At 71.0% G+C, this 14,624-nt stretch carries 11 protein-coding genes; 5 read left to right on the forward strand and 6 right to left on the reverse strand.

What is annotated here, in order from left to right; all coding sequences use genetic code 11:
* Positions 1-127 precede the first annotated feature (127 nt).
* Entirely contained in the window at positions 128-5,059 is a 4,932-nt protein-coding gene (locus tag KOI35_RS00670) for an NAD-glutamate dehydrogenase (RefSeq protein ID WP_215784009.1), read from the forward strand.
* A gap of 91 nt (positions 5,060-5,150) precedes the next feature.
* Complete coding sequence (locus tag KOI35_RS00675; RefSeq protein WP_215784010.1) at positions 5,151-7,313, forward strand: heavy metal translocating P-type ATPase; 2,163 nt, start codon at positions 5,151-5,153, stop codon at positions 7,311-7,313.
* A gap of 267 nt (positions 7,314-7,580) precedes the next feature.
* On the opposite strand, the gene KOI35_RS00680 is transcribed toward KOI35_RS00675, so the two are convergent.
* The 4 genes from KOI35_RS00680 to KOI35_RS00695 form a co-directional block, all read right to left on the reverse strand.
* Entirely contained in the window at positions 7,581-8,285 is a 705-nt protein-coding gene (locus KOI35_RS00680) for a TetR/AcrR family transcriptional regulator (RefSeq protein WP_215784011.1), read from the reverse strand.
* Positions 8,266-8,694 (reverse strand): DCC1-like thiol-disulfide oxidoreductase family protein, encoded by a 429-nt coding sequence (locus tag KOI35_RS00685; RefSeq protein ID WP_215784012.1) that lies wholly within the window; start codon positions 8,692-8,694, stop codon positions 8,266-8,268. Before KOI35_RS00685 ends, KOI35_RS00680 begins: the two co-directional genes overlap by 20 nt.
* 4 nt (positions 8,695-8,698) lie before the next feature.
* A complete protein-coding gene (locus KOI35_RS00690; RefSeq protein WP_215784013.1) occupies positions 8,699-9,145 on the reverse strand; it encodes a hypothetical protein in 447 nt (148 codons plus the stop codon).
* Between the two features lie 123 nt (positions 9,146-9,268).
* Positions 9,269-10,705, reverse strand: coding sequence for a glycoside hydrolase family 3 protein (locus KOI35_RS00695; RefSeq protein ID WP_215784014.1), 1,437 nt, complete (start codon positions 10,703-10,705; stop codon positions 9,269-9,271).
* 130 nt (positions 10,706-10,835) lie between these two features.
* Between KOI35_RS00695 and KOI35_RS00700 the strand changes: the two genes are divergently transcribed.
* From KOI35_RS00700 to KOI35_RS00710, 3 genes are read left to right on the forward strand one after another with little or no spacing between them, the layout of a single operon-like run.
* Positions 10,836-12,026: an ROK family transcriptional regulator gene (locus KOI35_RS00700; RefSeq protein WP_215784015.1), complete on the forward strand. Its 1,191-nt coding sequence runs from the start codon at positions 10,836-10,838 to the stop codon at positions 12,024-12,026.
* Positions 12,023-12,877 (forward strand): ABC transporter ATP-binding protein, encoded by an 855-nt coding sequence (locus KOI35_RS00705; protein WP_215784728.1) that lies wholly within the window; start codon positions 12,023-12,025, stop codon positions 12,875-12,877. Before KOI35_RS00700 ends, KOI35_RS00705 begins: the two co-directional genes overlap by 4 nt.
* 5 nt (positions 12,878-12,882) lie before the next feature.
* Positions 12,883-13,779, forward strand: coding sequence for a ribokinase (locus KOI35_RS00710; protein WP_215784016.1), 897 nt, complete (start codon positions 12,883-12,885; stop codon positions 13,777-13,779).
* On the opposite strand, the gene KOI35_RS00715 is transcribed toward KOI35_RS00710, so the two are convergent.
* Entirely contained in the window at positions 13,776-14,129 is a 354-nt protein-coding gene (locus KOI35_RS00715; RefSeq protein ID WP_215784017.1) for a DoxX family protein, read from the reverse strand. The two genes, KOI35_RS00710 and KOI35_RS00715, sit on opposite strands and share 4 nt — an antisense overlap.
* A gap of 9 nt (positions 14,130-14,138) precedes the next feature.
* Positions 14,139-14,600 carry a DUF6232 family protein gene (locus tag KOI35_RS00720; protein ID WP_215784018.1) on the reverse strand — a complete coding sequence of 154 codons (462 nt, stop codon included), beginning with the start codon at positions 14,598-14,600 and terminating at the stop codon, positions 14,139-14,141.
* Positions 14,601-14,624 lie beyond the last annotated feature (24 nt).

A 14,624-nucleotide genomic window follows, 5' to 3' on the forward strand; every position in this document is an offset into this window, starting at 1 on the left:
CGAAGGTCAAATTCTCCCGCCCTTCGGACCTTTCACCCCGCGCCTGTCCGCGCGTTCCACGCGGGGTTCTAGGCTGTGCGGGACACGTTCGAACCCACAGTGTCGTGGGTGAGGGGAGCGCCAGACCATGGCTGTCGCCGATGAGGCAGCGACCGAATCCGATGCCGACCAGGATCTCATCGCCGGACCGGGCCTGGCCCTGACCGGCCGCCTCGGGACCAGTGCCGAGGAGGGTGAGCTCGACGAGACGTTGCCCAACGGGGAACGGCTCATCGCCCAGGCCGTGGAGGTGGCGGGCACCGACCATGCCACGGCTTCCCTGGTCGGGCGTTACTGGCGGTTCGCGCCGGACGAAGAGCTGGTGGGGCTGACCCCGCAGGAGATGTACGACGCCGCGATCAGCCACCGCGAGCTGGCCGCGACCCGCCTGCCGGGCGAGCTGAAGCTCGCGATCACGCCGCCGACCGGGTCGGAGTACCACTCGATCCTGCAGGTCGTCACCGATGACATGCCGTTCCTGGTCGACTCCGTGATCGCCCTGCTCTCCGCGCATCAGCAACAGGTGCATCTGCTGGTGCACCCGTTGATCGTGGTGCGTCGTGAGCCGCTCGGCGCGCTGAACGAGCTCTGTGCCGAGGTCGAGCCCGACGACGCGATCGACGGCGACACGGTGGAGAGCTGGATCCGCATCGAGCTCGATCCGATCCGCAGCGCCGAGGCCCGGGAGCAGCTGCTCAACGAGGTGCGGCGGGTGCTGACCGACGTGCGGGACGCCGTCGAGGACTGGCCCCGCATGCGGCAGCGTGCTCTCGTCATCGCCGACGAGCTGGCCGCCGCCCGTGGCGTCGAGCGCAAGCTGCCGGTCCCCGACAAGGACGTCACCGACTCGATCGAGCTGCTCAAGTGGCTGGCCCACGACCACTTCACGTTCCTCGGCTACCGCGAATACCAGCTCGACGGTGACGTGCTGACCGCCGTGCCCGGCACCGGGCTGGGCATCCTGCGCGGCGACAGCGCCCCGCGCCGGCTCTCCACGATGGCCGACGAGGCGTTCCACCGCGCGCTCGAGAAGCGCCTGCTGGTGATCACCAAGGCCAACTCGCGGGCCACCGTGCACCGCTCGGCCTACCTCGACTACATCGGCGTCAAGGTGTTCAACGAGTCGGGCGAGGTGGTCGGCGAGCGCCGCTTCCTCGGCCTGTTCAGCTCGTCGGCCTACCGCACCAGCGTGCGTGAGCTGCCGGTGGTCAAGCGCAAGGTCCGCGAGGTGCTCGACCGCTCCGGCCTGTCACCACGCGGGCACTCGGGCAAAGATCTGCTGCAGATACTGGAGACGTATCCGCGCGACGAGCTCTTCCAGATCAAGACCGATGACCTGTACGAGGCGGTCATCGGGGTGCTGCGGATGGCCGGCCGCCGCCAGTTGCGCCTGTTCCTGCGCCGCGACGGTTACGGCCGCTTCATCTCGTGCCTGATCTATCTGCCGCGCGACCGGTTCACCACCGGCAACCGGCTGCGCATGCAGGAGATCCTGCTCCGCGAGCTGAACGGCGTGGGCGTCGACTACACGACCCGGGTGACCGAGCGGATGCTGGCCCGGGTGCACTTCATCGTGCGGACCGACCCGTCCGACCCGCCGGGCTCGATCGACCCCAACTCGCTGGCCGAGCTGCTGGCCGACGCGACCCGCATGTGGGACGACGACTTCTCGCTGGTGCTCGAGCGCAAGCTGGGCGAGGAGGCGGCGCGCGACCTGTTCTCCCGCTACTCGTCGGCGTACCCCGAGAGCTACAAGGACGGCCACACCCCGTACGAGGGCATGCAGGATCTGGCCAAGCTCGAGCTGCTCGAAGAGGAGGGCCAGCTCGAGATGCACCTGTATCGCAAGCGCCGGCCCGGCCGCGACGGGGCGCCCGAGCCGGACGATCACGACGTGCGGTTCAAGGTCTACCGCTACGGCGAGCCGATGGTGCTCTCGGCCGTGCTGCCGGTGCTGCACTCGCTCGGCGTCCAGGTGGTCGACGAGCGCCCGTACGAGATCCGCCGCACCGACGGCACGGTCTACCTGTACGACTTCGGGCTGCAGCCACCGGCCGCCCACCGTGAGCTGGCCGAGGTGCGTCCGCAGGTGGAGAACGCGTTCGCGGCCGCCTGGCGCGGTGAGGCCGAGGTCGACGGGTTCAACGAACTGGTGCTGCGGGCCGGGCTCACCTGGCGTCAGGTGGTGGTGCTGCGGGCGTACGCGAAATATCAGCGCCAGACCGGGAGCGTGTTCTCGCAGCGCTACCTCGAGTCGACCTTCATCGCCTACCCCGAGATCGCGCGACTGCTGGTCCGGCTGTTCGAGACCCGGTTCTCGCCCCGGCTCGAGGCCGGCGAGTCCGAGCGTTCCCGGCTCGCCGGTGAACTGGTCGAGCAGATCACCGGCCTGCTCGACGACGTGGACAGCCTCGACCAGGACCGGATCCTGCGGTCCTACCTGACGCTGATCCAGGCCACGCTGCGCACCAGCTTCTTCAAGCGCGGCGCGGACGGGCGGCCCAAGTCGTACGTGGCGTTCAAGCTCGACCCGCTGGCCATCCCCGACCTGCCGCAGCCCCGGCCCAAGTACGAGATCTTCGTCTACTCGCCGCGGTTCGAGGGCGTGCACCTGCGCTTCGGTTCGGTCGCCCGCGGCGGTCTGCGCTGGTCGGACCGGCGCGAAGACTTCCGTACGGAAATCCTCGGCCTGGTCAAGGCGCAGATGGTCAAGAACGCGGTGATCGTGCCGGTCGGCGCCAAGGGTGGCTTCGTGCTCAAGCAGAAGCCGGGCGACCGCGACGAGGCGGTGGAGTGCTACAAGCGCTTCATCACCGCGCTGCTCGACGTGACCGACAACATCCTCAGCGGCAAGATCGTGCCGCCGCGCGACGTGGTGCGCCACGACGGCGACGACCCCTACCTGGTGGTCGCGGCCGACAAGGGCACGGCGACGTTCAGCGACATCGCCAACGAGATCTCGGTGTCGCACGAGTTCTGGATGGGTGACGCGTTCGCCAGCGGCGGCTCGGCCGGCTACGACCACAAAAAGATGGGCATCACCGCCCGCGGTGCGTGGGAGTCGGTCAAGAAGCACTTCCGTGACCTGGGCGTGGACACCCAGACCGAAGACTTCACCGTGGTCGGCGTGGGTGACATGTCGGGCGATGTGTTCGGCAACGGGATGCTGCTCAGCGAGCACATCCGGCTGGTGGCCGCGTTCGACCACCGGCACATCTTCCTCGACCCGACGCCGGATTCGGCCACGTCGTATGCCGAGCGGCGGCGACTGTTCGACCTGCCGCGCTCGTCGTGGGACGACTACGACCGGTCGCTGATCTCTGCGGGTGGGGGCATTTTCCCCCGTACGGCGAAATCGATCCCGGTCAGCCCGGAGGTGCGCGCCGCACTGGACCTCGGTGACGCGCCCGCCGTCAGCCCGGTCGAGCTGATGCGGGCCATCCTGCGGGCGCCGGTCGACCTGCTGTTCAACGGCGGCATCGGCACCTACGTCAAGGCGACCTCGGAGACGCACGCCGAGGTCGGCGACAAGGCCAGCGACGCGATCCGGCTGAACGGCTCGCAGCTGCGGGTCAAGGTGGTCGGCGAGGGCGGCAACCTGGGCCTGACCCAGCGCGGCCGGATCGAGTTCGCCCGGTCCGGCGGCAAGGTGTTCACCGACTTCATCGACAACTCGGCCGGCGTCGACTGCTCCGACCACGAGGTCAACATCAAGATCCTGCTCGGCGGCATGGTCACCGACGGCGAGATGACCTTGCCGGAACGCGACGAGCTGCTGGCCGCGATGACCGACGAGGTCGCGGCGCTGGTCCTGCGGGACAACTACGAGCAGGCCAACGCGCTCGGGAACGCCCGGGCCCAGGCCCACTCGCTGCTGCCGGTGCACCGGCGGATGCTCAACGAGCTCGAGGAGAGCGGCCAGCTCAACCGCGAGCTGGAGGCGCTGCCGACCGACGCCGAGCTGGCCGCCCGCTACGACGCGGGCGAGGGGCTGAGCGATCCGGAGTTCGCCGTCCTGCTGGCCTACGTCAAGATCAGTCTCGAGCGCGAGGTGCTGGCCGACGAGATCGTGGACGAGGCCTGGACCAATGCGGTGCTGTCCCGCTACTTCCCGACGCCGCTGCGTGAACGGTGCGCCGGGCGGATGGCGGGCCACCGGCTGCGCCGCGAGATCATCGCGACCGCCCTGGTCAACGAGGTGGTCAACCGCGGCGGCACGTCGTTCGTCTTCCGCGCCATGGAAGAGAGCGGCGCCTCGGCGGCCGACGTGATCCGGGCCTTCACGGTGATCCGCGAGGCGTACGGGCTGTCCCAGATCTGGGCCGACGCCGAAGCCCTGGACAACAAGGTGCCGACCGAGGCCCAGACGCTGGTCTTCCTGGAGTCGCGGCGGCTGCTCGACCGGGCGGTGCGCTGGCTGGTCAGCACCCGCCGCTCACCGCTCGACGTGGCCGGCGAGATCAGCAAGCTCAGCGCCGGGGTGCAGTCGCTGCTGCCGCAGATGCCCCAGGTGCTGCGCGGTATCGAGCGCCGGTCGATGGACGAGCACATCGCCACCCTGGTCAACCGGGGTGTGCCGATGGACCAGGCCGAGCGGGTGACCTGGTGCAACTACGGTTTCGGCCTGCTCGACATCCTCGAGACGGGCAACGGCACCGGAAAGCCGCCGGTCGAGGTGGCGAGCGTGTACTTCGCGATGTCCGAGCGCTTCCACATCGACCAGCTGCTGTCGCACATCTCGTTCCTGCCCCGCGGCGACCGCTGGCAGACGCTGGCCCGGATGGCGTTGCGCTACGACCTGTACGCGGCGCTGGCCGCCCTGACGGCCGAGGTGCTGCAGTCGACCCCGTCCGGCGAGCCGGCCGACGAACGCATCTCGGAGTGGGAACGCGTCAACGCGGCCTCGATCGCCCGGGCCGCCAACGCCATGGGTGACGTCGCCAACACCCCGGCCGAGCTGGCCGCGTTGTCGGTCCTGCTCCGCCAGATCCGCACCCTGGTCAAAACCTCCGCCGCCTGACGCATTTCATCGAGAAGGGCCGTCCATCGGGCGGCCCTTCTTCGTACCCGCCTCCGGGCCAGGTACCCCCAAGGGGTATAGGGTAGGTGGCATGGAGCGGGTTATCGAGCTGGAGATCGGTGGGATGACGTGCGCCGCGTGCGCCAACCGGATCGAGAAGAAGCTCAACCGGATCGACGGCGTCAGCGCGACAGTCAATTACGCCACTGAGAAAGCCCGCGCCACCGTGCCCGCCGCGCTCAGTGCGGCCGACCTGATCGCGGTGGTGGAGAAGACCGGCTACACGGCGGCCGAGCCGCAGCCGCTCGAGGCCGCGAAACCCGAAGCGTCGCGAGACACGCTGCGTGACCGGCTGATCCTCTCGGCCGTACTCAGCGTGCCCGTCATCGTGCTCGCCATGGTGCCGGCCTGGCAGTTCGACTACTGGCAGTGGTTGTCGTTGACGCTGGCCGCGCCCGTGGTGGCGTACGGGGGATGGCCTTTCCACCGCTCGGCCGTCGTCAACCTGCGGCACGGCGCGGCCACCATGGACACGCTCGTCTCGATGGGCACGCTGGCCGCCTTCGGCTGGTCGGTGTGGGCGCTGTTCCTCGGCGACGCGGGCATGCCGGGCATGGTCCACCCGTTCTCGCTGACCGCGCGCGAGGGCGACGCGATCTATCTCGAGGCGGCCGCCGGGGTGACGACGTTTCTGCTGGCCGGGCGCTATCTCGAGGCCCGGGCCAAGCGGCACGCGGGCGACGCGCTGCGGGCGCTGCTGTCGCTCGGGGCCAAGAACGTGACCATCCTCGAGAACGGTGCCGAGCGCGAGATCCCGGCCACCGACCTGAGGGTCAACACCCTTTTCCTCGTACGCCCGGGGGAGAAAGTGGCCACGGACGGTGAGGTGGTCGAGGGGTCGTCGGCGCTCGACGTCAGCCTGCTCACCGGGGAGTCGGTGCCGGTCGAGGTGCGCCCGGGCGACCAGGTGACCGGCGCGACGATCAACGCGGGCGGCCGGCTCGTCGTCCGGGCGACCCGGGTCGGGGCCGACACGCAGCTGGCCCAGATGGCCCGGCTGGTCGAGGAGGCGCAGAACGGCAAGGCGGCGGTGCAGCGGCTGGCCGACCGGATCTCGGGCGTGTTCGTGCCGGTGGTGATCGCGCTCGCGGTCGGGACGCTCGGCTACTGGACCGGCACCGGGCAAGGGGTGACGGCCGCGTTCACCGCCGCGGTGGCCGTGCTGATCATCGCCTGCCCGTGTGCGCTGGGACTGGCCACACCGACCGCGCTGCTGGTCGGGACCGGGCGGGGCGCGCAGATGGGGATCCTGATCCGCGGGGTGGAGGCGCTCGAGTCGACCCGGCGGGTGGACACGATCGTGCTCGACAAGACCGGCACGGTGACCACGGGACGTATGTCCGTCACCTCGGTTGTCAGCGCGAGTGGAGACAGCGAGCACGAGGACGAGGTGCTCCGGCTGGCTGGGGCGGTCGAGACGGCCTCCGAACACCCCATCGGGCGGGCGATCGCCGAGGCGGCCCGCGCGCGGGGCCCGCTGCCGGCGATCACGGATTTTCAGGCGACGGCCGGTGTGGGCGTACGGGGAAAGGTCGAAGGGTTTGACGTTGCGGTCGCGGCCGGGGCGCCCGGCCAGGCTCAGGACGCGCAGACGTGGGTTGAAGTAACCAGGGACGGCGACACCGTCGGGTGGATCGCGCTGGCTGACACCGTGCGGCCGAGCAGCGCCGGTGCCGTCGCGCGGCTGAAGCGCCTCGGACTCGAACCGATGCTGGTCACCGGCGACTCGCGCGCGGTCGCGGACGCGGTGGCGGCCGAGGTCGGGATCACCCGGGTCGAGGCCGGGGTGCTGCCCGCGGGCAAGGTCGACGTGGTCAAGCAACTGCAGTCGCAGGGCCGGTCGGTGGCCATGGTCGGCGACGGTGTGAACGACGCGGCCGCCCTGGCCCAGGCCGATCTCGGGCTCGCGATGGGCGCCGGCACCGATGTCGCGATCCAGGCGTCCGACCTGACTCTCGTACGGGGTGATCTGACCGCCGCCGTGGATGCGGTGCGGCTGTCCCGGCGCACGCTCGGGATCATCCGGGGGAACCTGTTCTGGGCCTTCGCCTACAACGTGGCCGGTCTGCCGCTGGCCGCGGCCGGGCTGCTCAACCCCATGATCGCGGGGGCCGCCATGGCCTTCAGTTCGGTCTTCGTCGTGCTGAACAGCCTCCGGCTGCGCGGGTTCGGTCCTGACAATCAGACAGCGTGAGCCGGGTCGCGGCGGATTGCTCCCGAAATCCGTATGCCGCGCCCGGCTCACCGTCTGCGTCGCGAAGGCTCGAACTGGTCCCGAAGGCCGAGTCGTTCGCGACGTCCCCAGACCCACCTGCGGACATCACGCTACGTGCCGGCGGGCTTGCGCCGGAAGCTCCCCGTACGCGAAATAGCCGTTCGGACAACACGGATCAGGCGACAGATCCGGATATCTCTGGACAGCGAGGCATAAAAGACGACGCCCGGTTACTCACCGTAAAGATCAGTCGTCCTTACGTACGGTCTCGATCAGGGCCAGCACCTGACGCAGCGCGGGCCGTAGCACGCGCAGCCGGGAAAGCGAGACCATCCGGTCGATCAGCGGCACCGCGCCGTCGATCAGGCGCCGGGTGCGCCGCTGATCGGGTGATTTGTCGTAGACCCAGAACAGGATCACGCCCATCCAGCCCAGCCAGAGCAGCTCGGGCAGCTCCTTGCGCAGCTCGGGGTCGAGCTTCGCGGTCGAGCCGTCGACCACGTCGCGGAAGATGGCGATCGCCGCCTCGCGGGCCGGCGACGACTCGCTCGAGAACGGACTGAGCGGTGACGACGGCTCGGCCGCGGTCTTGAAGAAGGTGGCCGCGAACGAGTGGTAGGGCTCGTTCACGTCGATCCCCGCGTGCAGCACGCCCCGGAGCCGGGGCGCGAGCTCCTTCTCGGTCGCCAGCACCTGCTCGGCGGCGGCCCGGTGAATCGTCTGGTTGCGGTCGTAGAACCCCTGGATCAGGTGTTCCTTGGAGTCGAAGTAGTAGTAGGCGTTGCCGACCGCGACCCCGGCCTCCTTGGCGATCGCCCGCATCGTCGTCTCGGCGTAGCCCCGCTCGCGGAACAGCCGCAACGCCGTCTCGAGGATCAGCTGGCGCGTCTGCTCGCCCCGGGCCCGGCGAGGTTTCTCGTCTGGGCCGGGCTCAGCGGCAGCGGTCGTCACACCCGTCACCGTAGTACTCCGTCCCCGAGTCGGTTCGCGTACGCTCCCGGATCGCCGACGCCGTCGCGATGAACGCGCGGGCCGTGCCCGATCCCATCCGCCCGGCCAGCCCCCGATAGTCGGCCAGGGCCCAGAGGCAGGCCGACCACGCGCCCTCGCCGGTGTAGACCGATCCCTCGTCGCCGATCACCGTCACGTCCCGCAGCGTGGTCCGGTGATCGAGGGTCGGGAACCGTCGCCGCGCCTCGAACGATCCGGCCGGCAGGAACTCCAGCGGGACGAGCTGGGCCCGCCCCTGCAGCCATCGCCGGGCCGTACGGCAGATCGGGCACCCGTCGTCGTAGAGCACGGTGAAAGAGGTGATGGCCCGGCCGCCCCCTCGTTCGGCCGGGCCTGTCCCTGTTGCCATGCCGTCAGGCCCGGGCCGGCGGCGGGCCCTGCGGCGGCATCGGCATCGGCATCGGCGGGTGCATCGGCAGCCGCCCGGCCGGCGGCAGCGGCGGCACGACCTGCTGCTGACGCAGGCGTCCGCGGCGGTAGCGGCCGAGGAAGAACACGTTGAGGAAGTGCAGGACGCCGAGCACGAGCAGCGCCAGACCGACCTTGCTGGACAGCGTCTCGAGGGCCTCGCTGGTGTCGGTGATCGTCTGGCTCGATCGCATGGTGACCGTCACGTAGCCGAGGTTGAGCAGGTAGAACCCCATGACCAGCAGCTGGTTGATCGCCTTGGCGAGTCGCTCGTCGGCGAACGCGTCGACGAGGAAGACCAGCCCGTTGCGCGACAGCGTCGTCGCCACCCACACGGTCAGGCCGACGCTCACCAGCAGATAGACCAGGTACATCCAGACCTTCGGGTCCATCGTTCACGCCTTTCTCGAACATGTTCAACTTTGACGCCCTGAGCATAGGACACCTTCTTGAACGCGTTCAAGTGATGTGACGAAGAAGGCCCGGACTCTCGTCCGGGCCTCGTTCGGTGCGTCTCAGAGCGTGGCCAGGCCCAGCGCCTCGGCGGCGGCTCGTCCGTTGGCCAGGCTCGCCCCGTGCGTCGTCACGAAGGCCCGCGCCCGCGACGGCCGCCACGTCGACGGCCACCCCATCTCGACCACGCCGACCGGCATGGCCGCGGCCAACTGCTCGATCAGCTCCCGGCTCGACTCCTGCCGGTGCGTGTGCCGCCCCACGACCACGATCGGCCGCGACCCGGCCTGGGCCGCCAGCTGGTCCGCCGACGCCGACGACGCCACCACCTCGACCTGTTCCACGCCGGCGAGGTGCGGCGCCAGGCCCCACGGCACCTTGCCCTCGGCGATCGAGTAGCCCGACGTCAGTTGTACGACCAGCGGCGACCCGAGCTCGCTCAGGGATCCCTCGACCCGCACCGCGCGGCGGGCCGCGGCGTAGCCCAGATCGTCCGCGACCGACATGGCGGGGCGGGGCGACGTGGTCCACGACGCCATCGCGGTGTTGCGGGCCACCGCCTCTTCGAGCCGCTCGGCCGGGACCGAGCGGGCGACCTCGGCCGCGACCGCCTCGACCAGCTCGAGGTCGACCTCGGCGCCGATGCACAGCAGGTCGGCGCCGGCGGTCAGGGCTCGTACGGCCGCCAGCGGGATGCTCCCGGCCGCCTTGGCCGCGCCGGCCATCTCGAGCGCGTCGGTGACGATCACGCCCGCGAAGCCGAGTTCGGAGCGGAGCAGGCCGCGCAGCGTGGACGAGCTGAAGGTGGCCGGGCCGTTGCCGGTCAGGGCGGGCACCCGGATGTGCGCCGTCATCACGGCCTGGGCGGCCGGGGCGATCGCGGCGAACGGCGGCAGGTCGCGCTCGCGCAGCAGCGCGAACGAGGCGTCCACGGTGGGCAGCGCGAGGTGTGAGTCGTCGACCGTGGCGCCGTGGCCCGGGAAGTGCTTGGCGCACGCGGCCACGCCGGCCGACTGGAGGCCTTCGACGGCGGCCCGCGCGTGCCGGGCGACCAGCAGCGGGTCGGCCCCGAAGGAGCGGGTGCCGATGATCGGGTTGTCGTCGGCCGAGTTGACGTCGACGGTCGGGGCCAGGTCGAGGTTGATGCCGGCGGCGACCAGGTCGGCGCCGATCGCCGCGTACACCGTCCGGGTGAGATCCACGTCGTCGACGGTGCCGAGAGCCGCATTTCCCGGGTACGGGCTACCCGTGCGATGCCCGAGCCGGGTGACGTCGCCGCCCTCCTCGTCGATCGCGAGCAGGGCGTCGGGGCGGCCCTCGCGCAGCCGGGCGGTGAGCGCGGCGACCTGAGCGGGCTCCACGACGTTCGTACCGAAAAGGGTGTGGCCTGCGAGTCCTTCGCCGAGCAGGCGCACCGCCCAGCCGGGCGCGGTCTCGCCCTTGAAGGCGGCCAATAGGGTGCCGAGGGCGAGGCGGCGCAGAGCGGGGTCGATCGCCATGATGTCCTTCCGGTGACGCAAGTCTGGTCTGTACACCCCGCGAGCTGCCATGATCGCTCGGTGTCATTCGCCGACGATGCGGCGTCGCTAATCTAATAGGAAACTATCCTAAAAAGTAGAGGATCCTGCCATGGCCTCCACCCGCCTTCCGGGCACGCCTCGGCTGCTGCGCGCGCTCAACGACCGCGCGGCGCTGGAACTGCTGCTCAATCGCGGTCCGCTGACCCGGGCCCAGCTCGGCGAGATGACCGGACTGAGCAAGGTCACCGCGTCCCAGCTGGTGGAGCGCCTGGAGCAGCGCGGCCTGGTGCGGCGGGTGGGCGAGCAGGCCGGCGGGCGCGGGCCCAATGCCCAGCTGTACGCGGTCACGCCCGGCAGCGCCCATGTGATCGGTGTCGATGTCGGCCCCGACCGGGTGGTCGCGGCCTGCGCCGACATCACCGGCTCGATCATCGGCCGGGTCGAGCAGTCCACCAAGGACACCGACGACCCGGTCGGCGTGGTGCACAACGCCGTGGTCCAGGCCGCGACCGACGCCGGCACCGACATGACCTCCGTACGGCGGGTCGTGCTCGGCACCCCCGGCCTGGTCGACCCGGAGAGCGGCGAGATCTCGTTCGCCTGGGACCTGCCCCGCTGGCACCGCGGACTGCTCGACGACCTGCGCCGTGACCTGAGCACCCCGGTCGTCTTCGGCAACGACGTGAACATGGCGGCCGTGGCCGAGTCGAGCACGGGCGCCGCGGCCGGGGTCAAGGATTTTGTGCTGATCTGGGCCGGCCGTGGTGTCGGTCTGGCCAGCGTCATCGACGGCCGCCTGCACCAGGGCAGCTCGGGTGCCGCCGGTGAGATCGGTTACCTGCCCGTGGCCGGCGCCGAGGTGCCCCGGCACCTGGGCCGCAAGGCGACCAAGGGCGGGGTGCGCGGCGCGTTCCAGAGCATCGCGGGTGCCGACGCGGTCAAGGCGATCGGCAAGAAGTACGGCTTCCGGGGCGTCGAGGCGGCCGACGTGGTGCGCGACGCCGTCGAGGCCGGGCCGGCCGGCGAGCCGGTGCTCGACGAGCTGGCCGCCCGGCTCGCCCTGGGTGTGGCCGCGACCTGTGTGGTGCTCGACCCGCCGCTGGTCGTGCTGGCCGGCGAGGTGTCCCAGGCCGGTGGCCCGGCGCTGGCCGCACGGGTGCAGAACGAGGTGGCCTCGATCACCCTGGTCAACCCCAAGGTCGTGATCACCGGGGTGGAGGCCGAGCCGGTGCTGCACGGCGCCCTGCACACCGCGCTCAACGCCGTACGCGATGAGGTGTTCGGGTCGACCACCGCCTGAAACGGCCGACCGGTGCGTGGTTGGATGGACGCGTGCTCGAGCCTGCCGCCGCCATCGCCCAGCCCGACGACGACACCGTGATCGCGTTCGACCGCGTCAGCGTGATCCGCAATCAGAACTTCCTGGTCCGGGGTCTGTCCTGGCAGGTCGAGCTGGACGAGCGGTGGGTGGTGCTGGGCCCGAACGGCGCGGGCAAGACGACGCTGCTCAACCTCGCGTCCGGGCGGCTGCACCCGTCCCGCGGCACGGCCTGGGTGCTCGGCGAGCGTCTCGGCCGCACCGACATCAACGAGCTGCGCACCCGCATCGGCCTGGCCACCGGTCAGTTCGCCGAGCGCGTGCCGCAGGGTGAGCGTGTGGTCGACGTCGTGGTCACGGCGGCCTGGTCGGTCGTCGGGCGCTGGCGGGAGTCGTACGACCCGCTGGACGAGGCCCGCGCCCGTCAGCTGCTCGACCAGCTCGGCATGGGTTCGCTGGCCGAGCGTGACTTCACCACCCTGAGCGAGGGCGAGCGCAAGCGCACCCTGATCGCCCGGGCCCTGATGACCGACCCCGAGCTGATGCTGCTCGACGAGCCCGGCGCCGGCCTCGACCTGGGCGGTCGCGAAGACCTGATCGCCCGGCTCACCGAGCTCGCCCTCGACCCCGACTCGCCGGCCATGGTGCTGGTGACCCACCACGTCGAGGAGATCCCGCCCGGCTTCACCCACGGCATGCTGCTGCGCGAGGGCACGATCGTCGCGGCCGGACTGCTGGGCGAGGTGATGACGGCGGACAACCTGACCAAGACGTTCGGTCTGCCCCTCACCGTCGACCGGTTCGGCGACCGTTACGCGGCCCGGGCGGCCTGACCCGCATGGCCGCCCCGCGGATCGTCATCGCCGGCAGCGCCAACATGGACCTGGTCGGCGTCGCGCCGCGCCTGCCCCGGCCGGGCGAGACCGTGCTCGGCGACGAGTTCCTGATGATGGCCGGCGGCAAGGGGGCCAACCAGGCGATCGCGGCCGCCCGCGCGGGTGGCGAGACGGTGTTCCTGGGCGCGATCGGGTCGGACGCGTTCGGCGTCAACCTGAACGCCCGGCTCAACGGGTCCGGCGTCGACATGCGACACGTCCGTACGACGTACGGCGCCTCCGGGGTCGCGGTCATCATGGTCGACCGCGACGGGGAGAACTCGATCCTGGTCGCGCCCGGCGCCAACAACGCCTTCGTCCGGCTCACCCCGGCCGAGGAGGCCGCGATCGCCGCCGGTGACGTGCTGCTGTGCCAGCAGGAGATCCCGGTCGACACGGTGGTCGCGGCGGCCCGGGCGGCCCGCGCGGGCGGCACCCGGATGATCCTGAACGCGGCACCCGCCCGCGCCCTGCCCGACGAACTGCTGGCCAACATCGACCTGCTGGTCGTGAACGAGGGCGAGGCGCTGGCGGTCACCGGTGGCGACCACATCGACGTGCCCGGCCTGCTCGCGCTCGTGCCCCGGGTGGTGCTCACGCTGGGCGGCCGCGGGTCGCGTTACGCCGACCGTGAGGGCCGCGACGAGACGGTGCCCGCCTTCAGCGTCGAGGTGCGTGACACGACCGCGGCCGGCGACGCCTTCACCGGGGCGCTCGCGGTGGCCTGGGGCGAGGGACGCGACCTGGTCGAGGCGGTGCGCTGGGCCAATGCGGCCGGGGCGGCCTGCGTACGCCGGCTCGGGGCCTCGGACGCCCTGCCCACCCGAGCCCAGATCGACGAGGTCTTCCAGCAGGGTTAGCGGGCCACCCGGCGGGCCCACAGCACGAGGGGCACCTGGAGCGGCAACCGTCCGAAGGCGATCGCACGCCGGGCCGGGGAGGCGTGCCGCCAGTCCACGGCCATCTTGACGTTGGCCGGGAAGACCGCCGCGAACAGGCCGGCGGCGGCGAGTGCACCCATTTTTCGCGTACGCGGGTGGGCGATCGCCGCGGCCACGGCCAGCTCGGCCGCACCGCTCAGATAGGTCCACCGCCGCGGCGAACCCGGCAGGGAGCGCGGCACGATCGAGTCGAACGGGCGCGGCACCGCGAAATGCAGCACGCCCGTGGTGGCCAGCAGAGTGGCCAGAGCGGCCGCGTCCTTCTTCACGCGTCGAGCCTACCGGCGGGTAGCCGGCTCGAGGGCGCGCTGCAGGGCGCGGTAGATGCGGCCGAACCGGGCGGCGTCGGCCGACCGGAGCAGCAGCACGTCGCCGCCGGCCGTCCGGGCCCAGATCTCGCGGGTGCGGCTGCCGCGGTCGTACGAGCGGTCGATCCGCTCGAGCAGCACGTCGGCCAGCGGCAGGGTGGCCAGGCCGACCAGCACGCCACCGCCGCCGAGGGCGATCGTGGTCGACGTCGAGGCGTCGATGACGAAGGCGACCGCGAGCGCGAGCAGTCCGATGACCAGCGGGGTCAGGATGGCCAGCCCGACCATGCCCCGCCCGGCGATGGTGCCCCACGAGCGGCGCCCACGCGTGTGCCACACCTGGAGAAGCTCGTCCAGGCGCAGATCGCGGCCGTTCATCCGTACGCCGGTGGACGTGATCCACACATCGGCGTCGCGGTAGTAGGTAGTCATCTTCACGTTCGAATACCCGTCGTA

It is taken from the genome of Paractinoplanes bogorensis (assembly GCF_018829635.1).
GTDB lineage: Bacteria > Actinomycetota > Actinomycetes > Mycobacteriales > Micromonosporaceae > Actinoplanes > Actinoplanes bogorensis.

Bases quoted from the DNA above. Each gene is read 5' to 3' on its own strand.
- KOI35_RS00670 (WP_215784009.1), top strand. From the start codon at position 128: ATGGCTGTCGCCGATGAGGCAGCGACCGAATCCGATGCCGACCAGGAT.
- KOI35_RS00675 (WP_215784010.1), top strand. From the start codon at position 5,151: ATGGAGCGGGTTATCGAGCTGGAGATCGGTGGGATGACGTGCGCCGCG.
- KOI35_RS00685 (WP_215784012.1), bottom strand. From the start codon at position 8,694: ATGGCAACAGGGACAGGCCCGGCCGAACGAGGGGGCGGCCGGGCCATC.
- KOI35_RS00690 (WP_215784013.1), bottom strand. From the start codon at position 9,145: ATGGACCCGAAGGTCTGGATGTACCTGGTCTATCTGCTGGTGAGCGTC.
- KOI35_RS00695 (WP_215784014.1), bottom strand. From the start codon at position 10,705: ATGGCGATCGACCCCGCTCTGCGCCGCCTCGCCCTCGGCACCCTATTG.
- KOI35_RS00700 (WP_215784015.1), top strand. From the start codon at position 10,836: ATGGCCTCCACCCGCCTTCCGGGCACGCCTCGGCTGCTGCGCGCGCTC.
- KOI35_RS00710 (WP_215784016.1), top strand. From the start codon at position 12,883: ATGGCCGCCCCGCGGATCGTCATCGCCGGCAGCGCCAACATGGACCTG.
- KOI35_RS00720 (WP_215784018.1), bottom strand. From the start codon at position 14,600: ATGACTACCTACTACCGCGACGCCGATGTGTGGATCACGTCCACCGGC.